The sequence below is a fragment of the Winslowiella sp. 2C04 genome, from assembly GCF_050037805.1.
Lineage (GTDB): Bacteria > Pseudomonadota > Gammaproteobacteria > Enterobacterales > Enterobacteriaceae > Erwinia > Erwinia toletana_A.
Genome location: NZ_CP188300.1, coordinates 3,123,859 through 3,148,101, shown reverse-complemented (window position 1 = coordinate 3,148,101; position 24,243 = coordinate 3,123,859). Strand labels below are relative to the sequence as shown.

General features: G+C 53.7%; 20 protein-coding genes. 11 read left to right on the top strand and 9 right to left on the bottom strand.

The features are described from left to right. Positions 1–77 precede the first annotated feature (77 nt). From glnQ to rhtA, 6 genes are all read right to left on the bottom strand, one after another. The gene (gene glnQ, locus ACP3TC_RS14130) at positions 78–800 is read right to left on the bottom strand and encodes a glutamine ABC transporter ATP-binding protein GlnQ (RefSeq protein WP_313856659.1); all 723 of its coding nucleotides are present in this window, start codon (positions 798–800) and stop codon (positions 78–80) included. Continuing rightward, positions 797–1,456 carry a glutamine ABC transporter permease GlnP gene (gene glnP / locus ACP3TC_RS14125; RefSeq protein WP_313856661.1) on the bottom strand — a complete coding sequence of 220 codons (660 nt, stop codon included), beginning with the start codon at positions 1,454–1,456 and terminating at the stop codon, positions 797–799. Before glnP ends, glnQ begins: the two co-directional genes overlap by 4 nt. Before the next feature lie 189 nt (positions 1,457–1,645). Next, positions 1,646–2,392: a glutamine ABC transporter substrate-binding protein GlnH gene (gene glnH, locus ACP3TC_RS14120; RefSeq protein WP_313857647.1), complete on the bottom strand. Its 747-nt coding sequence runs from the start codon at positions 2,390–2,392 to the stop codon at positions 1,646–1,648. A gap of 292 nt (positions 2,393–2,684) precedes the next feature. Continuing rightward, positions 2,685–2,948 (bottom strand): DksA/TraR family C4-type zinc finger protein, encoded by a 264-nt coding sequence (locus tag ACP3TC_RS14115; RefSeq protein WP_313856662.1) that lies wholly within the window; start codon positions 2,946–2,948, stop codon positions 2,685–2,687. A gap of 92 nt (positions 2,949–3,040) precedes the next feature. After that, entirely contained in the window at positions 3,041–3,544 is a 504-nt protein-coding gene (dps, locus tag ACP3TC_RS14110; RefSeq protein ID WP_313857649.1) for a DNA starvation/stationary phase protection protein Dps, read from the bottom strand. A 390-nt stretch (positions 3,545–3,934) separates the two neighbouring features. Beyond that, positions 3,935–4,846, bottom strand: a complete 912-nt coding sequence (gene rhtA / locus ACP3TC_RS14105; RefSeq protein WP_313856663.1) for a threonine/homoserine exporter RhtA — start codon at positions 4,844–4,846, stop codon at positions 3,935–3,937. A 368-nt stretch (positions 4,847–5,214) separates the two neighbouring features. On the opposite strand from rhtA, the gene ompX reads away from it, so the two are divergent. After that, positions 5,215–5,724 (top strand): outer membrane protein OmpX, encoded by a 510-nt coding sequence (gene ompX, locus ACP3TC_RS14100; RefSeq protein WP_313856664.1) that lies wholly within the window; start codon positions 5,215–5,217, stop codon positions 5,722–5,724. Positions 5,725–5,816: 92 nt separating this feature from the next. Here ompX and ACP3TC_RS14095 read toward each other — a convergent pair whose 3' ends face one another. Continuing rightward, positions 5,817–7,397 carry a phosphoethanolamine transferase gene (locus tag ACP3TC_RS14095; protein WP_426816685.1) on the bottom strand — a complete coding sequence of 527 codons (1,581 nt, stop codon included), beginning with the start codon at positions 7,395–7,397 and terminating at the stop codon, positions 5,817–5,819. A gap of 571 nt (positions 7,398–7,968) precedes the next feature. Here ACP3TC_RS14095 and mntR point away from each other — a divergent pair. The 7 genes from mntR to ACP3TC_RS14060 all read left to right on the top strand — a co-directional run bounded on the left by mntR (position 7,969) and on the right by ACP3TC_RS14060 (position 17,496). Beyond that, a complete protein-coding gene (gene mntR, locus ACP3TC_RS14090) occupies positions 7,969–8,430 on the top strand; it encodes a manganese-binding transcriptional regulator MntR (protein WP_313856667.1) in 462 nt (153 codons plus the stop codon). A gap of 29 nt (positions 8,431–8,459) precedes the next feature. After that, entirely contained in the window at positions 8,460–9,575 is a 1,116-nt protein-coding gene (locus ACP3TC_RS14085; RefSeq protein WP_426816684.1) for an SLC13 family permease, read from the top strand. A gap of 118 nt (positions 9,576–9,693) precedes the next feature. Beyond that, positions 9,694–10,833 (top strand): HlyD family secretion protein, encoded by a 1,140-nt coding sequence (locus tag ACP3TC_RS14080; protein WP_426816683.1) that lies wholly within the window; start codon positions 9,694–9,696, stop codon positions 10,831–10,833. After that, entirely contained in the window at positions 10,830–12,398 is a 1,569-nt protein-coding gene (locus ACP3TC_RS14075; protein WP_313856671.1) for a DHA2 family efflux MFS transporter permease subunit, read from the top strand. Before ACP3TC_RS14080 ends, ACP3TC_RS14075 begins: the two co-directional genes overlap by 4 nt. Position 12,399: 1 nt before the next feature. Beyond that, positions 12,400–13,956, top strand: a complete 1,557-nt coding sequence (locus tag ACP3TC_RS14070) for an efflux transporter outer membrane subunit (protein WP_426816682.1) — start codon at positions 12,400–12,402, stop codon at positions 13,954–13,956. A gap of 369 nt (positions 13,957–14,325) precedes the next feature. Next, positions 14,326–15,807, top strand: a complete 1,482-nt coding sequence (locus ACP3TC_RS14065; protein WP_426816681.1) for a sugar porter family MFS transporter — start codon at positions 14,326–14,328, stop codon at positions 15,805–15,807. A 93-nt stretch (positions 15,808–15,900) separates the two neighbouring features. After that, the gene (locus tag ACP3TC_RS14060; RefSeq protein ID WP_313856675.1) at positions 15,901–17,496 is read left to right on the top strand and encodes an ABC-F family ATPase; all 1,596 of its coding nucleotides are present in this window, start codon (positions 15,901–15,903) and stop codon (positions 17,494–17,496) included. A gap of 63 nt (positions 17,497–17,559) precedes the next feature. Here ACP3TC_RS14060 and moeB read toward each other — a convergent pair whose 3' ends face one another. Together moeB and moeA are read right to left on the bottom strand one after the other, a co-directional pair. Beyond that, positions 17,560–18,312 carry a molybdopterin-synthase adenylyltransferase MoeB gene (moeB, locus tag ACP3TC_RS14055; protein WP_313856676.1) on the bottom strand — a complete coding sequence of 251 codons (753 nt, stop codon included), beginning with the start codon at positions 18,310–18,312 and terminating at the stop codon, positions 17,560–17,562. A gap of 1 nt (position 18,313) precedes the next feature. After that, complete coding sequence (gene moeA, locus ACP3TC_RS14050; RefSeq protein WP_426816680.1) at positions 18,314–19,549, bottom strand: molybdopterin molybdotransferase MoeA; 1,236 nt, start codon at positions 19,547–19,549, stop codon at positions 18,314–18,316. A 256-nt stretch (positions 19,550–19,805) separates the two neighbouring features. Here moeA and ACP3TC_RS14045 point away from each other — a divergent pair, with 256 nt between their 5' ends. Genes ACP3TC_RS14045 through gsiB form a run of 3 tightly spaced genes read left to right on the top strand, consistent with a single transcriptional unit; the run spans position 19,806 to position 24,231 of the window. Beyond that, positions 19,806–20,771: an isoaspartyl peptidase/L-asparaginase gene (locus ACP3TC_RS14045; protein WP_426816679.1), complete on the top strand. Its 966-nt coding sequence runs from the start codon at positions 19,806–19,808 to the stop codon at positions 20,769–20,771. A 9-nt stretch (positions 20,772–20,780) separates the two neighbouring features. Beyond that, entirely contained in the window at positions 20,781–22,643 is a 1,863-nt protein-coding gene (gsiA, locus tag ACP3TC_RS14040) for a glutathione ABC transporter ATP-binding protein GsiA (protein WP_426816678.1), read from the top strand. Between the two features lie 49 nt (positions 22,644–22,692). After that, a complete protein-coding gene (gene gsiB / locus ACP3TC_RS14035) occupies positions 22,693–24,231 on the top strand; it encodes a glutathione ABC transporter substrate-binding protein GsiB (RefSeq protein ID WP_313856684.1) in 1,539 nt (512 codons plus the stop codon). The last annotated feature ends 12 nt before the right edge of the window (positions 24,232–24,243 follow it).

Here is a 24,243-nt window from a genome sequence, read left to right as displayed (position 1 = left end):
GATGGCGAAAGGTAAAGGCGGAGGTTTTGGGAGTAAGCCCAGGCAGAAGCAGGGCGACATTGCTGCCGCCCGGAATATCAGGATACGTGCTGTAAGAACTCGCGCAGGCGCGCGCTTGGCGGGTTGGTGATCAGGGTATCCGGGTCACCATCTTCCGCAATGCGGCCTTTGTCGATAAAGATCAGTCGCGATGCCACTTTCTGTGCGAACCCGACCTCATGGGTGACAATAACCATCGTCATCCCTTCTTCAGCCAGATCCTGCATCACTTTCAGGACTTCGTGGCGCAACTCCGGATCAAGCGCTGAAGTTGGCTCATCAAACAGCATCATTTTCGGCTTCACCGCCAGCGCGCGGGCGATGGCCACACGCTGCTGCTGGCCGCCGGACAGCTCGGAAGGGAAATGGTGAGCACGCTCGGCAAGGCCGACCTTGCTTAACAGCTCCTTCGCCAGTTTGTGTGCCGCATCTTTCTTCATACCACGGACGCGAATCGGACCGAAAGCCACATTATCCAGCGCTGACATCTGCGGGAACAGATGGAACTGCTGGAACACCATTCCGGCTTCCTGACGAATCAGGCGCTCATCGACTTTTGGATCGTTCACTTTCAGACCATCAACAATCAGCTCACCGCTGGTGATCTCTTCCAGTTTGTTGATGCAGCGCAGCAGGGTAGATTTACCGGAGCCGCTTGGGCCGATAATCACCACGACTTCACCCTGATTGATCTTCAGATCGATGTTGTGCAGAACCTGAGTCTGACCAAAGTGCTTGGAGACATTTTTAAATTCAATCACAGGATTTTCATCCTTTTTTCAATGCGACGCAGAACGAAACTGAGTGCCAGAGTAATAAACAGATAGATAACCGCGACCGCGCTCCAGATCTCCAGCGCACGGAAGTTACCCGCAATAATTTCCTGCCCCTGACGCGTCAGTTCAGCGACACCGATAACGATAAACAGTGAGGTATCTTTGATGCTGACAATCCACTGGTTGCCTAATGGCGGCAGCATACGACGCAGCGCCAGCGGCATAATGACATAACGCAGCGTTTCACGACGCGACAGGCCAAGTGCCAGTCCGGCTTCGCGGAAGCCATTATGGATTGACAGTACCGCACCACGGGTGATTTCAGCGATATAGGCCCCAGAGTTGATCATGATGGTGACCACTGCGGCGCTAAAGGGATCGATACGCAAATCGGTAAATGCCATCGGCAGGGCGAAGTAAATAAACATCACCTGCACTACAATTGGCGTACCGCGAATCAATTCAATAAATACCAGCGCGATATTACGGGAAAACCAGCCGCCATAGGCGCGGGCAAATCCGGCAATCAGGCCGATAATCAGGCCGCCAACCAGACCGAGGACCGAGATCCACAAGGTCATTTTGGCGCCTTCAAGCAGGATAGGAAGAGCAGGCCAGATGGCGCTCCAGTCGAACTGCATGATGCTTTCTCCCGAACTAAAACAATTTTTGTTGAATGGAAAAACGCAGAGACGCAATGCCGTCACTGACGTAAATGGCGCGGCAAAACTTAATAGCGGCATAAATGCCCGGCAGATTAATATTTTGCATGCAATTTAACGAGCGGCGTTGTTGCCGCACGTTAAGTTGCCGGACGCTAACCGATTATATTATTTTGGTTCGCTGCCGAACCATTTTTTATAGATAGTATTATAAGTGCCGTTATCGCGCAGGGTTTTCAGCGCGCCGTTAACCTTCTCACGCAGTTCGTCGCTGCCTTTCGGGAAAGCAATACCGTACTGCTGTGCTTCAATCGAATCTCCTACCGCTTTGAACTTGCCTTTACCGGCGGTATTGATGAAGTACAGAATATTTGGTGTATCGTGCAGGACGGCATCCGCACGGTTGGTACCCAGTTCCATATAAGCATTGTCGATATTCGGGAACTGACGCAGGGCTTTGGTTTTGATGTTCTGTTTCGCGTAATCGACGGAACCGGTGCCGCTCTTCACCGCCACCACTTTACCGTCCAGATCATCAATGCCTTTCACCTCATTGTTGTTCTCTCTTACCATTACCAGCAGGCCGCTTTTGTAGTAACCGTCAGAGAAATCAATCGCCTTTTTGCGCTCGTCGGTGATGGTGATGCCCGCCAGTGCCAGGTCGATATTGCGTGTTTGCAGGGCAGGGATGATGCCGCTGAAGTCCATAGGCTTCAGGGTGTATTCGACGTTCAGCTGTTTCGCGATGGCGTCCCACAAATCGATATCGAAACCGACATATTTATCGCCTTGTTTAAACTCAAACGGTACGAAGGCGGTATCGGTAGCGACAATCAGTTTCTTTTCAGCCGCTGTGGAAGAAACAGCAAATGCCAGCGCCAGCGCGGCAACGGAAACCTTAAAAATCGACTTCATCATTTTATCCTTATCATTGAATCGGGGGGGGCCCGCTTTTTGATGCCTGCTGCCATATGAAAAATCTATGCCAACTTTTCATTATGATTGAAAACAGTGGCTTAATTCATCGGGCAAACAGGAATTCTTTAGCTTTACGTGCTGCGCACCAAAATGGGGCACCGTCCTGGTGCGCCTTGATCATAACGGTGCAGCAGCACACAGGCAATCAGAGCATTAAATAGGGGGATTAATGAACAGGATAGTTAGAAATATGTTATCGGGCTCATACTTCTGGGTGAATAATTGAAGTTTAGCGCAGCTGACTGTCTTTGCTGCCGCGTCGGTTGTACAGTGCGGCGCTGCTTTTTTCATCATGCTGCTGCTGACAGGTTACGCAATATTGCACGCCGGGCAGGGCGATACGCCGTGCTTCAGGAATCGGTTCATCACACTCCTGACAAAACTCGGCGCTGACGCCATTGTGCAGGTGCTGTCGTGCACGCTGAATCGCGTCATCAATGGTGGAATCAATTTGCTGCTGAACAGCATCATCAGACGCCCATCCGCTTGCCATATTTTTCTCCCCACAATAAAAAAAAGCGCATGACGAGGTCATCCGCTTTCCGGGTCAGATTAAGCCGGCGAACGCGTCGCCGGATAAATCAGTTATTCAATATTAGACTCGATAAACCACAGGAATTTGTCGAGGTCACGCGATGCCGCAGTAAAGATGTCGGCACTGTCTTCATCTGCCACTTCACCAATCGCTTTACGCAGATCGTTGGCTACCACACCGTAACGGTCAGCCAGTGCTTTCAGGTGATCCTGAACGCTGTGAATGTTCAGCGGATAGCTTTTCAGTGGCGTTCTGTCGTTAACAATCTGAGTGGTACCCAGCGCCACGCCGCCCAGCTGAACGACACGTTCTGCAATGGTATCCTGGTGGTCGGTAATTGCGGTGCGGAATCCGTCCAGCATTTCATGCACGCCAATAAAGTTAGCGCCACGCATGTTCCAGTGAGCCTGTTTGGTGATCAGGGACAGGTCAATCAGCTCGGTAACCAGACGATTGAGCACCTCGATTGTGGCTTTTTTGTCATTCTCTGCCACGTCATTACGGGTGTAAATCAGATCGGAAGATTTTGTTTTAACCAGTTTAGCGGTACTCATCATTAATATCCTCTTAATGTCGGTTGTCCTGAATAGTACGGAAATAAGTATAGCACCTGTTTTTTACTCTGCAGGAAAGTTGCTGCCTATTAGTCAGATAGCGACCACCTGTTGAGTAATCGTTGAGTAATAAAGCCGCCGCCACAGCAGTAAAATATAAATGCTAATGGTATTGATAATATTTATTATTAAGCTGTTGATTTTATCTTGCTGATTTGTTGAGGTTTAATTTATAAATGACGAGAAAAGAGCACAAAGTGCGTTATTTAATGCAGAAGAATGACAGAATGTAACTGTAACGATTATTTAACTTTAAATTTAAAATAAATAACACAATCAGCAGAACAACTGATTATTCAGCCTCATACTGAGGCTGAACAAGGAATATTCTCAATCCTGAGATCGCGGCATATCCTCTATAGACGTAATCTGAACTTCTTTAGGTCGCATGGTGAGCGTTGCACCGGCGGAAGCCGCAATGATTGCCAGCAGCGCCAGCCATTGCACCAGCGTCAGTCGTTCACCGAGAAACAGCATGCCGGAAAAGGCAGCCATTGCCGGTTCAAGACTCATCATGGTGCCAAAGGTTCTGGCTGGCAAACGCGTTAAGGCGATCATCTCCAGTGAATAGGGCAGTGCGGTCGACAGCACCGCTATCGCCAACGCCAGCGGAATCAGCGACAGTTGCCAGATACCGCTGTCGGCGAAACTCAGCCCGAGCGGCACAAAAATCACTGAAGCGATCACCGAGCCCATCGCCACCGTAGCCGGGCCATGTTCCGCCCCAGCCTTCTGACCGGAAAGAATATATAACGCCCAGCAGACGCCGGCACCTACCGCCAGCGCGGCACCCTGTGCATCGACGCTGGAGATATCATGGCCGAGCGGCAGCAAAAACCACAGGCCGACAATCGCCAGCAGCACCCAGATAAAATCCAGCAGCCGACGCGAACCGATCAGAGCAAGAAATAACGGTCCGGTAAATTCCAGCGCCACTGCAATACCCAGCGGCACGGTACGCAGCGACAAATAAAACAGATAGTTCATTCCGCCGAGCGCCAGCCCGTAAATCAGCAAGGGCACGCGCTGTTCACGACTAAAGCGCAACCGCCAGGGCTTAAACACCAGGCATAAAATAATCGTGCCCAGCCCAAGTCGTAATGCGGTAATACCGGGCGCACCGACCTGAGGAAACAGCGTTTTAGCCAGTGAAGCGCCACCCTGAATAGAGGTCATGGCAATAATTAAAACCAATATCGGTAGCCATACCGGCGACTTTGCCGGTGAAAGTGCAGAGGACATGCAGCAAACCTGTCTGGGAAACCCTGAGGTTAAAGATTAATAAGTACGTCAGTGTAATGGAGACTGGGCAGAAAAAAATGCGCTGGCAGCGAAAAAAATGTCGTCGACGAGCGTCAAAAGCGGCAATTTAAGTAAAGAAGTGTCAGGATTAATTAAGAATTATCCCAATGAACCTTTTTTTACAATTGAGAATTAAACCGGTTATACTACCTGAAATGGTATATAAAATAGTAACATACAAAATGTCATTAACTTTCTGTTACACCATACCTGGTGTTAGACAACAATTTGCAGGCAGAGTTTCTTGCTGATTTTTGTTATATTTTAACTGTTGTCAGGAGAGAAGTACTTTCACATTTGAGGTGGTTATGAAAAAAATTGCATGTCTTTCAGCACTGGCTTGTGTACTGGCTGTATCCGCGGGTTCCGCAATGGCGCAGAGCACCATCACTGGTGGTTACGCACAGAGCGACTTCCAGGGTGTTGTTAATAAAGCCAACGGTTTCAACTTGAAGTATCGCTACGAAAACGGCAGCGATCCACTGGGCTGGATCGGTTCTTTCACCTGGACCGAAAAAAACCAGAACGTTGATACCCTGTACGCTAAATCCCAATACTACGGCCTGACTGCAGGTCCAGCTTACCGTCTGAACGACTGGGCAAGCATCTACGGTGTTGTTGGTGTTGGCTACGGTAAAACTAGCGTAACTGGCCCAGATCGCGAAAAAGGCGATGGCAGCGACTACGGTTTCTCCTACGGTGCTGGTCTGCAGTTCAACCCAATGGAAAACGTTGCACTGGATGTGGGTTACGAGCAGAGCCGTATCCGCAGTGTAGACGTTGGTACCTGGATCGTTGGTGCAGGTTACCGCTTCTAAGTTTGCTAATCCAGCCAGAAATATTCTGGCTTGATGATAAAAATCCGCCCTGGTGGCGGATTTTTTTATGGCAAAAATCGCTGAGTCCGGCCTCAGCGGGCAAACGCATCCTGACCAAGATACTGATAATTAACCTTCTTCAGCGCAAAATTAGTGACGTAAACCGGTGGCGCAGCATCTTTCGAAGCAAAACGGTAGCGGGCAATAATCTGTTTGCTGCTGATGCCAGTCCACTGCGAAAACAGCTGTAAAAAATCATTCGCCGAACGCGCTGCCTTGATGATCTGACGCTTAGTATCCTGACCTGAAGTGATAAACATCGGCACCTGGAAGTTTTGCTGATACTTGTCATCATGAGCGAGATACTCGTTTTTACTGCCTTTCTCTTTAAATGCCATGCCGTGATCCGAGAAGTAAAGCATCGAGTAACTCAGCCCGCTGTTATGTAACTGCTGCTGTAGCTGCTGTAAAAAGCGATCGGTCTGGGTGATGCTGTACAGATAGCACGACGTCTCCGTGGAGTGAACAAAGCTGGCAAACTTGCCCCTGGTACGATCGCAGGCCTTGGGGTGTGAACCAATAATATGGTAAATCAGCAAGCGGGGGGCATCGACCGGCTGTGTCAACGCCTGCGGCGTCAGTTTCAGCAAATCGTCATCGTCGGTGGACTTATCTGCTTCGAAATCCCCCTGTTTCAGGAAGTGTACGTGATCGGCACGACGCGCAATACTGGCAATCGGCGTGTCGAATTTGCCAATTTGTCCCTGATTGGAGAACCACCAGGTGTCAAAGCCGGCACGGTTAGCCAGCGTGACGATATTGTCCTGATACAGTGGTTGGCCGTCGACCACCCGGTTAAGCGTTAACCCCAGTGATTTTTGCGTTGAGGAAGCCGCCGCGGTGTAGTTAACAAAAAATTGGCCTTTCGCCTCACTGGCAAACGGGGTGTTATTCCAGCGCCCGCCGAATGCACCGAGCGCATCACGCCGCGCGCTTTCACCAATCACCATCACATACACCTGACGTGAAGGCTTTACGCCGGTCACCGTCCAGCTGTCCTGCAACGACGTCAGCTGATTCATGCGGTCGATCTCATCATCCACCGACATTTTGCTGACCACGCTGTCCTTAACAAAGCGCACCAGCGGATAGCCAGCATCGCTGAGGCTGAAAGGATAGTCCGCCAGCTTATTCAGCACCGGTTGCGTCAGCCACGCCACCGCCGCAAATGCCAGGCAGGCTGAATCAGCATGCGACCAGCGGCGTGCCATGGCAGGCTTACGGCGCAGGGCGATAAAGCCGGTCAGCAGAATGGCGCAGGCGATAGCGTAATCCTGCGGTGGAAAGATCTGCATGATTTCGCTGGCTTCCGCGACATTGGTCGAGTGTAACGCCAGCAGAGTATTAAAATTGGGCGGGCCGTAAGTCTGACCAAAGGGATAATAGCTACTGGCCGCCAGCGTAGTGACGATAATCAGTGCTTTCAACAGGCGCGGCGCACGGCTGTGCAGCAACATCATCAGCGCGCTGAACGCGCAGGTATACAGCAGGCTCAGCGGATAGCCGAACGCCAGATTGATTAACAGTGAGAACAGCAGATACAGCCCAATATACGGGCTGAACAGCTCACGGGAACCGGTCACCGCCGCAGTTTTAATCAGAGTCAGATTCATTATTTATCTTATTGAGACGCAAAAAACGCATCTTCAGTGGGTATCTGAAGACGTAGTCAGGCCTGGAACGACTCGTTTTGAATGGGATTAGGGACGGGTTTGGCGCGCCGTTTTTGCCAGCACTCTCACGAAAGGCATAGCAAGATAATCCTCGCTTTCAACAAAGGCAACCAGTAGCGAAGAAAGTTTCTGTGAACCGGGAAACAGTTTTTATACGGCAGAAGAGGGAAGAGGTTAAGAAGCCTGGTTGTCAGGCTTCTTGGGCGCGGTCAGCATCTCTAACAGCATCAGGCGCAGAGTAAATGGCGATCGACTAAACAACCGCAGTAATAATGGTGCTTTCATGGTGGTAACCTCCTGTGACGCCCAACCTGGCATCACCTTATTGCTCATTTGCATCGTGCTGACTCATATTCAATGGTTGCTTTATAGACAGGTATAGCACAGGCTATATCCCATAGCCAGTGCTATTTGTCGGAAAATTTGTGCTTCTTTGAGCTTCGTTTACAATGTGGCACCAACAGACCTGCAAGGGTGTTAATAGCGCAGGTTAAAAAGAAGAGGAAGTTGAATGAGTCGTCGCGCCAAACCCGCTGTTGCCAGTCTTAATGGGCCACTGAAAGATATCGAAGAACATGTCGAAGGATTTCGTCAGGTTCGTGAGGCGCATCGCCGCGAGCTGATTGATGACTATGTTGAGTTAATTTCCGATCTGATCCGCGAATTTGGAGAAGCGCGTCAGGTGGATATGGCGGCGCGCCTTGGCGTTTCCCAGCCAACGGTAGCGAAAATGCTGAAGCGTCTGGCGACGGGCGGGCTGGTGGTTCAGGTGCCTTATCGTGGGGTATTTTTGACCGAAGAAGGCGAGAAGCTGGCGGAAGAGAGCCGTGAGCGCCACCATATCGTCGAAACCTTTTTGCTGGCGCTGGGTATCAGCCCCGACACTGCACGCCGGGATGCTGAAGGTATCGAGCATCACGTCAGTGACGAAACGCTGGCAATTTTCCAGCAATTTTACCAGAACCGTGGCTAACTTCCGACCACTCTGACCTGCGAGTCATCATGGCAACACTGCTCAGGCCGTTTTTGCACGATCGCTTTCTTCATCTGTTAGTGGTACTGGGCGTCGTGTTAGCCTGCTTTGCTCCCTTTAGGCCAGCGGAGCTGCTCACGGCGGTCGACTGGAACACCATTATCACCCTGTGCGGTTTGCTGATGCTGACTAAAGGTATCGAACTCAGCGGCTATTTTGACGTGTTGGGCTGCCGTTTGATCCACCGTTTTCAGCACGAGCGCACGCTTGCACTGTTTATGGTCGCCGGTGCTGCGCTGCTCTCCACCTTTCTGACCAATGATGTGGCACTGTTTATTCTGGTGCCGCTGACCCTGACGCTGAGAAAGTTTTCCAGCCTGCCGGTTTCGCGGCTGATTATCTTCGAAGCGCTGGCGGTTAACGCCGGTTCACTGCTGACGCCAATCGGTAATCCGCAAAATATTCTGTTATGGAGCCACGGCCAGCTCGGTTTTGCCGCCTTCATTCTGCAAATGCTGCCGCTGGCGGCGTTGACCCTTGCCAGCCTGTTGCTGGTAACCTGGTTCAGTTTCAGCAAAAAAACGATACAGCGTCATACGCAGGATGAGGCCAGCGGCTGGCAGCGACCCCTGTTACTGATTTCAGTCGTGATGTATGGGGTGTTTATCGCGGCGCTGGAACTGCAACTGGCGCTATGGGCGCTGTTGTTAGTGCTGGTGGTGTTTTTCTGTATTGCCCGTCGGGTGCTGCTGTCAATCGACTGGAGTTTACTGGCGGTATTTATCGCCATGTTCATTGACGTATTTTTTCTTACCCGCTTGCCGTTATTACAGGAACCTTTACAGCATATTTCCCAGCTGGGTGACGGTGGTCGTTACCTGCTGGCAATTGGCCTGTCACAAATTATCAGTAATGTTCCGGCGACCATTCTGTTGCTGAATACCCTGCCGGCCAGCACGCTGTTTGCCTGGGCGGTGAATATTGGCGGTTTTGGCCTGTTACCCGGCTCGCTGGCGAATCTGATTGCGCTGCGTATGGCGAAAGATCGGCGTATCTGGTGGAATTTTCATCTGTTCTCAATTCCAATGCTGTTATGGACCATGGCGCTGGGCTGGGGGCTATTTTTGCTGATTCACACGCCCTGATTTCGGGCTAATCTGGAATTGTAAGTAAATCCTGGCATTTGTCAGTTTTCTTCCTATTGTTAATAGCAGTTTGGGTCTTCAAGGGTTCGGTTTGAGCCTGCGGTAAACTGTGAGAACTATGACAACTTCAGATAAATCTTCATCAGAACAGCACGCACGCCAGCAGGATGACGCCGATCAATCTGCTTCAGAGACACAAAACAGCGAGGAGCAACCGCGTAAGCGCCCCGGCAAAAAGCCGATCGTTATTCTGCTGATCGTGGTGGTGCTGATGGTGCTGGTGGCGCTGTGGTACTGGATTTCTACCCGCAATATCGAAACCACCGACGATGCCTTTACCGAAGGTAATGCGGTGACCATTGCGCCGAAAGCGGCTGGCTTCGTGGTGAAGCTGTTGGTGAGCGATAATCAGAGGGTGAAGAAGGGTGATTTACTGGTACAAATCGACCCAAGCGATGCCCGCGCCCAGCGTGAGCAGGCGAAAGCGCAACTCGGTCTGGCTGTTGCTCAGCTGCATCAGGCGCAAGCCCAGCTGTCGCTATCGCGGGTGCAGTATCCGGCGCAGCGCGACCAGGCATTAGCTGACCAGGCAAAAGCGGAAGCCAGCTTAATCAATGCGCAGGCAGAGTATCGTCGCTTGCGCGGTGTTGACCCACGCGCGACCTCCCAGCGCAATATTGACAGCGCCAGCGTTCAGCTGCGCTCTGCTCAGGCGCAGCTACAGAGTGCCAAAGCGCAGGTGGAAGTTGCCTCGCAGGTACAACTGCAAATTCGTCAGCAGGAGACCAATGTCGAAGCGCGTCAGCAGCAGGTCGGGCAGGCGCAGGCACAGCTGGATACCGCTGAACTCAATCTCTCTTACACCGATGTCCGGGCGCCTTACGATGGCTTTGTCACCAAGCGCAATGTGCAACTGGGTAGCCTGGTGCAGGCCGGCACCTCGATGTTCTCGCTGGTCTCATCCGAAGTGTGGGTGACGGCAAACTTCAAAGAGTCGCAGCTGGAGCGTATGCGTCCGGGCAATAAAGTTGAAATCAGCGTTGATGCCTGGCCGGATATGAAGCTGGAAGGGCACATCGACAGTATTCAGATGGGTTCAGGATCGCGTTTCTCGACTTTCCCGGCCGAGAATGCCACCGGAAACTTTGTCAAAATTGTGCAGCGCGTGCCGGTGAAAATCGTGATTGATAAAGGTCTCGATGTGAACAAACCGCTGCCGCTCGGCCTGTCGGTAGAACCGAAGGTCACGCTGGAATGAGTGATAGCCAGAGCTGGAAACCCACCAGTAATCCCTGGCTGGTGGCGATGACCGTCACGCTGGCGGTGTTTATGGAAATCCTCGATACCACCATCGTCAACGTGGCGCTGCCGCACGTGGCCGGCTCGCTCTCGTCCAGCTACAGCGAATCGACCTGGGTTCTCACCTCCTATCTGGTCGCCAACGGCATTGTGTTGCCGCTCTCGGCATTTCTCAGCCGGGTATTTGGCCGTAAACAGTTCTTTATGATCTGCATTGTGATGTTTACCGTCTGTTCATTCCTGTGCGGAATCGCCACTGAACTGTGGCAAATTATCCTGTTCCGCATTCTGCAGGGCTTTTTCGGCGGCGGTTTACAGCCGGTGCAGCAGTCGGTACTGCTTGATTACTTTAAGCCGGAAGATCGCGGTAAAGCTTTTGGCCTGTCGTCGATTGCGATTATTGTGGCGCCGATTGTCGGCCCGACGCTCGGCGGCTGGATCACCGATAACTACAGCTGGCGCTGGGTCTTTTTAATCAATATTCCGGTCGGCATCCTGACGGTGCTGGCCATTTATCAGCTGCTGGAAGATCCGCCGTGGGAGCGTAAGTGGGCGAAAAGTAAGCTGCGGATTGATTATATCGGCATCAGTCTGATCACTCTCGGCCTCGGCTGCTTACAGGTGATGCTGGATCGCGGTGAAGATGACGACTGGTTCTCTTCCGGCTTTATCCAGCTGTTTGCGGTGCTCACCGCCATTGGCCTGGTTGGCGCGATTTACTGGCTGATGTATGCGAAAAAACCGGTGGTGGATATTCGCTGCCTGAAAGATCGTAACTTTGCGGTTTCCAGCCTGCTGATGGCGGGAATGGCGATGATTCTCTACGGTAGCTCGGTGGTTCTGCCGCAGCTGGCGCAGCAGGATTTGGGCTATACCGCGACCTGGTCCGGGCTGGTGCTGTCGCCGGGCGCCATCCTGGTAGTGATGACCATTCCGTTGGTGTTGAAGCTAATGCCCGTGGTGCAAACGCGCTGGATTATCGCCTTCGGCTTCACTCTGCTCTGCCTGTCGATGTTCTACTCGATGCGGCTGACGCCGGATGTGGATTTCACTACGCTGGCGATGATGCGCAGCGCGCAGTCAATCGGGCTGGGCTTTTTGTTTGTCCCGCTGACCACTATCGCGTTTATCTCGATCCCGCAGCGGCTGAATGCTGATGCGGCGGCGCTGTTTACCATGTTTCGCAATGTCGCCGGCTCAATCGGCATTTCGCTGTCGACTGCGGCAATTACCGAACGCTCACAGGTGCGAACTGCCACGATGGCACACACTATGACGCCGCTGAATGAGCCGTTTAATCTGACCGTCGAGCGCTGGGCGCAGGCGATCCGCGACTTCACCAGCGCAGTCGGCGATCCGGTAACGTTAGCCACCGGCCAGCTGTATCAGGAGATGGTGGCGCAGGCGCGCATTCTGGCTTATATCGATGTATTTATGGGGCTGGGAATTGTTGCGCTGATTATGATTCCATTTTGTTTACTGCTTTCGCCGATTAAGAGCGAAGGTAGCGCAGGAGCACACTGATATGACTCTTATAACGCGCGCGCAGTTGCCGGTGCGTAGCAGCCTGGCGCTTGCTCTGGCGCTGGCGCTCTCATCTTGCACCGTCGGGCCAGACTACCAGGCACCGAAAACCGAGACCCGCGCCAGCTATCAGGGAATGAAAGCGGGTGAGGTGTCGTCACCGCTGGCGGCGTCGACCGATCCTGACTGGTGGAAGTCATTTAACGATCCTCAGCTGGATAGTCTGATGGAGCGGGCCATCGCCGGTAATCTTTCGCTGCAACAGGCGGTATTGCGCATTGCCGGTGCGCGTGAGCAGCTGTCACAAGCGCGGGGCGGCTGGTTTCCCAGCGTGAATGCCAAAGCAGGTATGACGCGTCAGCAACTGGGATTGAAAGGCGAGCTGGAGTCGAACGGGGTTTACGATCGGCTGGGTGAGGTCGATCCGCAAGTGCGTACTGCGCTCGACGGACTTAGCCGACCAATCAATATCTACCAGGGCAGTTTCGATGCGGCCTGGGAGCTGGATATGTGGGGCAAGGTTCGCCGCCAGGTTGAGATGGCAGGTGCTCAGCAGCAGGCGTCGGTCGAGAGCCGCAACGATGCGCTGGTCTCGCTGGAAGCGGAAGTGGCGCGGGCTTATATGCAGCTGCGCGGTGCGCAGGCCATCACCAGCACCTTACAAACGCAAATTGATGTGGCGACAGAAACGCTGGAGCTGACGCAAAGTCAGCAGCGCAACGGCCTGGCACCGCAGATGGACGTCGAGAATGCCCGAGCGCAGCAGAGTTCATTACGCGCTCAGCTGCCACAATACCAGGCACAGGTGCAGCAGGCGATGAACGGTCTGGCAGTGTTGCTCGGTAAACCACCCGGCGCACTGGATGCAGAGCTGAACGCCAGCAAGGCGATGCCAAAACTGCCGGCGGCGGTGCCGGTGGGAGTACCATCGCAACTGGCGCGGCGTCGTCCGGATGTGCGTCAGGCAGAGGCCAACCTGCATGCGGCCACCGCTAATATTGGCGTCTCAGTGGCGCAGCTGTTTCCGAGCGTATCGTTGACCGGAGAGCTTGGCGTGCGTAATAGCCACGCCAATTATCTTGATGACTGGAGCAGCCATTTTTACAGCTTCGGCCCGTCGGTTTCGATACCGATTTTTCAGGGAGGACGGCTGGTTTCCAGCGTGAAACTGGCGCGCGCGCAGCAGGCCAGCGCGGCACTGGGTTATCGTCAGGCGGTGCTGACGGCATTACAGGACGTGGAAAATGCGCTGGTCAGTTACCGCACCGATCAGCAACAGGTTGCTGGCCTTGATGAAACGGTAGCGGCGTTACAAAACGCTTTTGATCTGGCAGATGACAGCTATCGTAAAGGGATTTCAACCTTTATCGACGTGCTGGATGTACAACGCCAGCTGTCGCAGGCGAAGCAGCAGGCAGAGCAGGCGCGGGTGCAGACCAGTCTTGATCTGGTCGCGTTGTATAAAGCGCTGGGCGGCGGCTGGGAGCCGTATCAGAACGTGACATTGCCGAAGTATTCGGTATTTGGTCCGATGGAAACCGCAGCGACTCAACCTTAACGCTGAATATTTTCTTCGTTTCTTCCCCAGGGCGGCGATCTGGCCGCCCAATAATCCTCTCTTCACGTTTTTTTTCTTCGTCACTGCCCGTTTTACCGGGATGAAGTGAAATATAAAATTCATATTTTATTTTTAGTGAAATTCGATACGCATATTAAGCAGCAGTCTCTGACACTTAAGACAAGCCCCCAAAGGCAATAATGTGCTTTTTATCACAAATTAAGCGCTGCCTTATGACCTGCACCACAAAATTTAATTTTCATTGTTAATTAAAATGAAAATATCAGTCTAAATTAAGACACGAACTGAGTGAATATTGCTTCTGTGGATGTTGCTCAGGTTTTCTTTCAACCAGGGGCGAGTTTCAGCATGGTAAAAGAACAATACATTTCACCCAACAAAGCGTCGGGGCCGAACAGCAATACGCGGACCGAGCCTTTTGTTAAGGTGATTGCGGCAGTGGCAACATTAGGTGGATTACTGTTTGGTTACGATACCGGCGTGATTTCCGGCGCGTTGCTGTTTATGGGGGACGAACTGCATCTGACGCCTTTCACAACGGGACTGGTAACCAGCTCGCTGCTGTTTGGTGCGGCCTTCGGCGCACTGGCTTCAGGCCATTTTGCCGCGGCTGCCGGACGTAAGAAAATTATTCTGATCCTCGCGATCGTCTTTGCCATCGGTGGCACCGGTTCTGCGCTGGCCCCTGATGTTAACTGGATGATTTTCTTCCGTCTGGTTCTGGGCGTGGCGGTCGGCGGTGCCGCAGCCACCGTGCCGGTGTATATCGCCGAGATTGCGCCCGCCAACAAGCGCGGTCAGCTGGTTACGCTACAGGAGCTGATGATCGTTTCCGGTCAGATGCTGGCGTATATCTCCAATGCCGGTTTCAATCATATGTGGGGCGGCGAGCACACCTGGCGCTGGATGCTGGCGGTAGCCACCATTCCGGCAGTACTGCTGTGGTTTGGCATGATGTTTATGCCGGATACGCCGCGCTGGTATGCGATGAAGGGGCGTTTAGCCGATGCGCGTCGCGTGCTGGAGCGCACCCGTGCTAAAGAGGACGTTGAGTGGGAGCTGACGGAGATCGAAGAGACGCTGGAAGAGCAGCGCGATTTCGGCAAACCAGGCCTGCGCGATTTGAAAACCCCGTGGTTATTTAAACTGTTCCTGATTGGTATTGGTATCGCGGTGATCCAGCAGCTGACCGGAGTGAATACCATTATGTATTACGCCCCGACGATGTTGACTGCGGTCGGCATGAGCAATGATTCGGCGCTGGTCGCTACCATTGCTAACGGCGTTATTTCGGTATTAATGACCTTTGTCGGCATCTGGCTGCTGGGGAAAATTGGCCGCCGCACCATGGTAAAGATTGGCCAGTTTGGCTGTACCGCCTGCCTGTTCTTTATCGGCGCGGTCAGCTATCTGATGCCGGAAACGATCAATGGTCAGCCGGATGTACTGCGCGGTTATATGGTGCTGCTGGGAATGCTAATGTTTCTCAGCTTCCAGCAAGGTGCGCTGTCGCCGGTAACCTGGCTGCTGCTATCGGAAATCTTTCCGACACGGCTGCGCGGCATCTTTATGGGCGGCGCGGTGTTTGCCATGTGGATCGCCAACTTTATGATTTCACTGGCCTTCCCGTTATTGCTGGCGGCAGTCGGCCTGTCCGGCGCGTTCTTTATCTTCGGCCTGATTGGCATTGCCGGGGCGATCTTTGTGATGAAATGCATTCCGGAAACCCGCAACCGCAGCCTCGAGCAGATTGAACACTATCTGCATGACTGGCTAAGTGATGACAAGGAAACCCGACGGACAGCCGCGCCGGTTAAGCAGAAGGCGTAATCGTTATCAAACCGGCGGTATTCGCCGCCCGGTTTTTTGTGGCATAATGCGCGTTGAATCACATTCCACTTCTTCAACCGTAAGGCAATCCCTGTGCTAGTTTCCAGCAACGTCACCATGCAGTTTGGCAGTAAGCCGCTGTTCGAAAACATCTCTGTCAAATTTGGCGGCGGTAACCGCTACGGCCTGATTGGCGCTAACGGCAGCGGCAAATCAACCTTTATGAAAATCCTCGGCGGCGATCTGGTCCCGTCCGGCGGTAATGTTTCCCTCGATCCGAATGAGCGTATTGGTAAGCTGCGCCAGGATCAGTTCGCCTTTGAGAAATTCAGCGTGCTCGACACGGTGATCATGGGTCATCATGAACTGTGGGAAGTGAAGGAAGAGCGTGACCGTATTTACGCACTGCCGGAAATGAGTGAAGAAGATGGCTATAAAGTGGCCGATCTGGAAGTGAAATACGGCGAAATGGATGGCTACACCGCAGAAGCGCGTGCCGGAGAACTGTTACTCGGCGTCGGCATTCCGCTGGAGCAGCACTACGGCCCAATGAGCGAAGTGGCTCCCGGCTGGAAACTGCGTGTGCTGTTGGCACAGGCGCTGTTCTCAAACCCGGAAATTCTGCTGCTCGACGAACCGACCAACAACCTGGATATCGATACCATCCGTTGGCTGGAGCAGGTGCTGAATGAACGTAACAGCACCATGATCATTATTTCGCATGACCGTCACTTCCTTAACATGGTCTGCACCCATATGGCTGACCTTGATTACGGCGAGCTGCGCGTTTATCCGGGCAACTACGACGAATATATGACCGCGGCTACCCAGTCGCGTGAGCGCTTGCTGTCGGATAACGCCAAGAAAAAAGCGCAGATTAACGAACTGCAGTCGTTCGTCAGCCGCTTTAGTGCCAACGCCTCAAAATCTCGTCAGGCGACTTCACGTGCTAAACAGATTGATAAAATCAAGCTGGAAGAGGTGAAAGCCTCCAGCCGTCAGAACCCGTTTATGCGTTTCGAGCAGGACAAGAAACTGTTCCGTAATGCGCTGCAACTTGAAAACCTGACCAAAGGTTTTGATAACGGTCCGCTGTTCAAAAATCTCAACCTGCTGGTGGAAGTGGGTGAGAAGGTGGCGATTATCGGTGCCAACGGTATCGGTAAAACTACCCTGCTGAAAACGCTGGTTGGCGATCTGCTGCCGGACAGCGGTGAAGTGAAATGGTCAGAAAACGCCAGCATTGGTTACTACGCGCAGGATCACGCCGCTGACTTTGATAACGATTTGAATGTGTTTGACTGGATGAGCCAGTGGATGCAGGGCAACGATGACGAGCAGGTGGTTCGTGGTATTCTCGGTCGTCTGCTGTTCAGTCAGGATGATATCAAGAAGCCAGCTAAAGTGCTGTCCGGTGGGGAAAAGGGCCGCATGCTGTTTGGTAAGCTGATGATGGAACGTCCAAATATCCTGATTATGGATGAACCCACCAACCACCTGGATATGGAATCTATCGAATCGCTGAACATGGCGCTGGAGATGTACGAAGGCACCTTAATCTTCGTTTCCCATGACCGTGAATTCGTCAGCTCACTGGCCAGCCGCGTGATTGAGATTACCCCGAACAAGGTTATCGACTTTACCGGCAACTACGAAGATTACCTGCGCAGCAAAGGCGTGGATAACTGATTGATAAGGTGGCGATAACGCCACCTTTTTCTTCCAGGGGCGCCGTTCCCGGCTCCCCTTGATTTATCGCCCACAAACCTCACAGCCAGGATCTTTCGCCAGCTTTATTTCGCGGAATTGCAGCGTCATGGCATCATACATCAGCAGTTTACCCGCCACGCTATTGCCATAATCGCTTAACAGACGAATCGCTTCCATCGCCTGCAATCCACCAATCACGCCGACCAGCGGTGCCATTACGCCAGCTTCGACGCAGGTGAGGGCGTTACTGCCAAACAGGCGACTGATGCAGCGGTAGCAAGGTTCGTTTTCCTGCCAGCTGAAGACGCTAATTTGCCCTTCCATTCGGATGGCAGCACCCGATACCAGCGGTATCTTTGCCGCAAAGCAAAGCCGGTTTAACTGCTCGCGCGTTTCCAGATTATCACTACAGTCCAGCACTAAATCGCAGCTATTCAGCAGTTTTTGCAGCGCGTTATCATCCAGATGGGCGTTTATGGCGTTAAGAGTAATTAAGGGGTTAATCGCGGCCAGCCGCTGGCGCGCAGATTCGACTTTTGCCATGCCAACCTGCGCATCGGTATGCAAAATCTGCCGCTGCAAATTAGAGCGCGACACGCTGTCGAAATCCAGCAGCGTCAGCGATCCGACGCCCGCCGACGCCAGATATTGGCTGGCGGCGCAGCCCAGCCCGCCAAGCCCGACAATCAGCACGCTGGCAGCCTTTAACTTCTCCTGACCCTCAAAATCAAATCCGCGCAGCACAATTTGTCGGTTATAGCGCAGCGTTTCGTCATCGGTCAGCGGCGGTAGCATCTCAGCCTCCTAAGAGCGCGTTAAACGGTTCAATTTCTACCCACTCACCGGGCTGCACTGTGTCGCGCTCGCGTTCAAGGACGATAAAGCAGTTAGCCTGGCTGAAGGAGCTGAACACATGCGAACCCTGATGGCCGGTGCTGCGCACTTGCAGGTCGCCCTCGCTGTTACGGCTGAATATCCCACGCTGGAAATCGAGGCGGCCTGGGGATTTCTTCAGGCGTTCAGTGGCGCGCGCGCGCATTTTTGCCGGCAGGCAGTCAGTTTGCTGCCCGGTAAGACGGGCTAACAGCGGCTGTACCAGCTGGTAAAAAGTCACGGCAGCGGATACCGGATTACCGGGCAGTCCGCAGAACCAGCTGTTTTGCAGTCGACCAAAGGCAAAAGGCTTACCGGGTTTCATCGCCAGCTTCCAGAAGCCCACTTCACCCAGTTCATCCAGCATCTGTTTGGTGTAATCCGCTTCACCAACTGAGACACCGCCGCTGCTGATTACCACATCGGCTTGGGCATCGGCCTGATGAAACGCCGCGCGCAGTGCGTCAGGATCATCTTTAATAATCCCGAGATCGATCACTTCGCAACCCAGCGCATCCAGCATCAGGTGCACGGCAAAGCGGTTGGTATCATAGATTTGCCCGGCGGCCAGCGGCGTACCGACCGCTTGTAGCTCGTCTCCGGTGGAGAATACCGCCACCCTCAGTTTACGAAAAACCCTGACCTGACTGATGCCGAGCGAGGCCAGCAGCGGCAGTTCCGCAGCGCCGAGTTTAATTCCGCTTGCCAGCACGCTGGCGCCCTGCTGAATATCTTCACCTGCCAGCCGAATATTCTGGCCCGGTTGCACTGCTGCGAGAAAGCGCACGCCCCGATCGCTGCTTTCGGTCTGCTCCTGCATGACTACCGCGTCGGCACCCGGCGGGATCGGCGCACCGGTCATAATGCGAATACAGCTGCCTGCTGGCCAGTCACCGTGATATGGCGCACCGGCGAACGCTTTTCCCGCCACCGGCAAGGGAATATCGTGATTAACGTCGGCCATGCGTAGCGCATAGCCGTCCATTGCCGAGTTAGCAAAAGGCGGTACATCAATCGGTGAAATCACTGCTTCAGCGGTAATGCGTCCGGCGGCGGCAGTGATGGCGACAGTTTCAACATCGCTTAATGGGGTAATCTGCGCCAGCATTTTGTCGCGCGCTTCTTCAAGGGAGATTAAGCCCGCAGTAAACAGTTCCATGGTCTCTCCAGCAATACATCAGATGCCGTCTATTATGGCGTGAAATAACAGCCGGATCATCCTCGCTGTCATCGGGCAGCATCTGCGGTATAGCGATTATGGTTATTAGTTACTACGTTTTGTTATTAGCGGCGAGGAAACATTCCTCTTTACATTGCTTTACAGCCTACCTATAGTCAAAAATCGCTGATTTTTTGATAAACCTCAGCTAACTCAGTGTTTTTCATGCTGATTTAACACACAGGGTATGTGAATTATGACCAGAGCAGTGATCGCCATTCACGGCGGCGCAGGAGCCATTGCGCGTGGAGCAATGAGTGCAGAGAAAGAGCAACAGTATATTCAGGCACTCTCTGATGTGGTCGCCAGCGGTCAGGCGATACTGGCGGCGGGCGGCAGCGCGCTGGATGCGGTCACTGAAGCGGTTCGCCTTCTGGAAGAGTGCCCGCTGTTTAACGCCGGTAAAGGCTCGGTTTTCACCCATCAGGGTACCCATGAGCTGGATGCCTGCGTGATGGATGGTGGTTCACTGAACGTCGGCGCGGTTGCCGGCGTGTCGCATATCCGTAATCCGGTGCTGGCAGCGCGCGCGGTGCTGGAACACAGCCCTCATGTGCTGTTTATCGGCAGCGGTGCCGAAAGTTTTGCTGCTCAGCACGGGCTGGAAACTGTGGCAGCCGATTACTTCTCAACGCCGGAGCGCTGGCAGCAGTTGCAGCGCGCGCTGGACAGCCAGCAGATGCTGCTGGATCACGATGGCGCGTCGCAAACGAACGGTGGCGATCCGCTGGATAACGATCGTAAATTCGGCACCGTTGGCGCGGTGGCCTGCGATCTGCAGGGTAACCTGGCGGCCGCCACCTCAACCGGCGGCATGACCAACAAGCAGGCCGGTCGGGTCGGTGATTCACCGATTGTCGGTGCCGGTTGCTACGCCAATAATGCCAACGTGGCAGTCTCCTGCACCGGTACCGGTGAAGTATTTATGCGCACCCTGGCGGCCTACGATATTGCCGCGCTGGTGGAATACTCCGGCTTGTCGCTTAAACAGGCCAGCGAACGTGTGGTAATGGAAAAAATCCCGCTGCTTGGCGGCAGCGGCGGCATCGTGGCGGTTGATCGTGATGGCAATATCGCGCTGCCATTTAACAGTGACGGAATGTATCGCGGCTACGGTTATGTCGGCGATGGGGTGGTTGTGGGTATCTGGCGCGAAGAGTAAGGAGCAGGTATGACCGGATCTTCAGCAGATCAGACGCTGTCAGCGGAACAGGTTCTGGCGGTACGCAATCTCAGCGTCAGCTTCACTCATGAAGGCGTCACCACTGCGGCGGTGCGACAGCTGTCACTGGAGGTCAGGCGTGGTGAAACGTTGGCGATTGTCGGCGAATCAGGCTCCGGCAAGTCGGTGACCTCACTGGCGCTGATGCGCCTGATTGAACAGGGCGGCGGCAAGATGGACAGCGGCGAGATCTGGCTGCGCCGCCGCAATGGCAAGGTGCTGGATCTGGCAACGGCACGTCAGTCGCAGATGCGCACCATTCGCGGTGCCGATATGGCGATGATCTTTCAGGAACCGATGACTTCGCTGAATCCGGTGTTTCCGGTGGGTGAACAAATTGCCGAATCGATTCGCCTGCATCAGGGGCTGAATCATCGCCAGGCGCTGGCAGAAGCCCAGCGGATGCTGGACTTAGTGCGTATTCCGGAAGCGAAAAACGTGCTGACCCGCTATCCGCATCAGCTTTCCGGCGGCATGCGCCAGCGGGTGATGATCGCTATGGCGTTATGCTGTAAACCGGCACTGCTCATTGCCGATGAGCCGACTACTGCGCTGGATGTCACCATTCAGGCGCAAATTTTGCAGCTGATTCGGGTGCTGCAAAAAGAGATGGAAATGGCGGTGATCTTCATTACCCACGATATGGGCGTGGTGGCAGAAATGGCCGATCGGGTGCAGGTGATGTATCGCGGTGAGGGGGTGGAAACCGCGCCGGTTGAGCAGATTTTCCGTCAGCCGCAGCAGGCGTATACCCGCGCGCTGCTGGCTGCCGTGCCCAAACTCGGCGCGATGGCTGGCCAACCGTTTCCGGCGAAGTTTCCGCTGGTCGGTGGACAACAGCCATCTTCACTGGATGCTCAGGATACCGTACCGGCTGGCGCCGAGCCGATATTGCAGGTGCGCGATCTGATTACCCGTTTTGATATCCGCAGCGGTATTTTTAATCGCGTAACGCGCCGGGTTCATGCGGTAGAAAAGGTCAGCTTTGACCTGAAGCCGGGTGAAACGCTGGCGCTGGTGGGGGAGTCGGGCTGTGGTAAATCGACCACCGGACGTTCGCTGTTACGACTGGTAGAGAGCCAGGGCGGCAGCATTACTTTTGACGGCAAGCGCATCGACCAGTTGAAAAACAGCGAGCTGTCGCACTTGCGACGCGATATTCAGTTTATCTTTCAGGATCCTTACGCTTCGCTCGATCCGCGCCTGACGGTTGGCTTCTCGATTATGGAGCCGCTGCTGGTCCACGGTGTGATGAAAGGACGCGAGGCGGAAGCGCGCGTCGCCTGGTTACTCGAGAAAGTCGGCTTACTGCCGGAGCATGCGCAGCGCTATCCGCACGAGTTTTCCGGCGGGCAGCGGCAGCGTATCTGTATTGCGCGTGCGCTGGCGCTGAATCCAAAAGTGGTGATTGCCGATGAATCAGTGTCAGCGCTCGACGTGTCGATTCAGGCGCAAATTATCAATCTGATGCTCGATTTGCAGCGTGAGTTCGGCATTGCATTTCTGTTTATTTCTCATGATATGGCGGTGGTGGAGCGAATCAGCCATCGTGTGGCGGTGATGTATCTCGGACAGATTGTCGAGATTGGCCCGCGCCAGGCGGTTTTCGAGCGCCCGCAGCATCCGTATACCCGTAAGCTGATGTCAGCCGTGCCGGTAGCCGATCCCGGCCATCGCCGCCGTGAGCGCGCTTTACTGGTCGATGAAATTCCCAGTCCGATTCGCGCGCTGGGTGATGAACCCGAAGTAGCACCACTGGTGGAAGTTGGCGCAGGGCATTACGTAGCGCGCCATGCAATCAGCGGTGCCTGATGGTGTTTTGTTTCGTATAACTCAAGGGACGACAGGAGAACTTTGTAACATGACGATTTCACACACGCGTAAATGGCTGGTGACTGCGGGATTGATTGGGAGTTTCGCTGCGGTCCCGGCCTGGGCAGCGAAGGATGCGGTGATTGCCGTCGCCTCCAATTTCACCACCCTCGATCCTTACGATGCTAACGACACGCTTTCACAGGCGGTGGCGAAATCCTTTTATCAGGGACTGTTTGGTTTTGATAAAGAGATGAAGCTGACCAACGTGCTGGCCGAAAGCTACGAGGCCAGCCCGGATGGATTAACCTACACCATTAAACTGCGTCCGGGGGTAAAGTTCCAGGATGGCACCGATTTCAATGCCGAAGCGGTTAAGGTCAATCTCGATCGCGCCAGCAATCCGGACAGCCAGCTGAAGCGCTATAACCTGTTTAAAACCATTGCTGCCACCGATGTGGTCGATGCGAATACGGTAAAAATCACTCTGAAGCAGCCGTTCTCTGCCTTTATCAATAACCTGGCGCATCCGGCTGCGGCGATGATTTCACCGGCCGCCCTGAAAAAATATGGCAAGGAGATCGGTTTCCATCCGGTCGGTACCGGTCCGTATCAGTTTGTCACCTGGAATCAGACCGACTTTGTGAAGGTGAAAAAGTGGGATGGCTACTGGAAGAAGGGCTATCCAAAACTCGACAGCATTACCTGGCGGCCGATTGTCGATAACAACACCCGTGCGGCAATGCTGCAAACCGGTGAGGCCAACTTCGCCTTCCCGATTCCCTTTGAGCAGGCTAACGTGCTGAAAGGCAACAGCAAACTGGATTTGGTGACCTCGCCGTCAATTATGCAGCGTTATATCAGTTTTAACGTGACGCAGAAACCGTTCGACAACCCGAAAGTGCGTGAAGCCATTAACTACGCTATTAACCGCCAGGCGTTAGCGAAAGTGGCGTTCAGTGGCTTTGCTACGCCTGCTACCGGCATTGTGCCGCCCGCTATCGACTTTGCCCAGAGTTACCCGGCGATAGCTTATGACCCGGCCAAAGCGCGTGAATTGTTAAAAGAGGCCGGTTTCCCGAACGGTTTCAGCACCACGCTGTGGTCATCGCACAATCACAGCACCGCGCAGAAAGTGCTGCAGTTTACTCAGCAGCAGCTGGCGCAGGTCGGTATTAAGGTCAAAGTGACGGCAATGGATGCGGGTCAACGTGCGGCGGAAGTGGAAAGCAAAGGGCAGAAAGAGAGCGGAGTCCGGATGTTCTATACCGGCTGGTCTGCCTCCACCGGTGAAGCTGACTGGGCGCTGACGCCGCTGTTTGCCACCACGTCCTGGCCGCCAACCATCTTTAACACCGCGTTTTACAGCAATCCGCAGGTGGATAAAGATCTGGCCGATGCACTGAAAACCACCGATCGCGATGAGAAAGCCAAACTGTATAAAGATGCGCAGGATCGCATCTGGAACGATCGTCCGTGGGCTCCGCTAGTGGTTGAGCAGTTAGTTTCGGCGAATACCAAAACGCTGACCGGCTTTTATGTAATGCCGGATACCTCCTTCAACTTCGATGAAGCCGATCTGAAGTAGTGCCGGCCAACG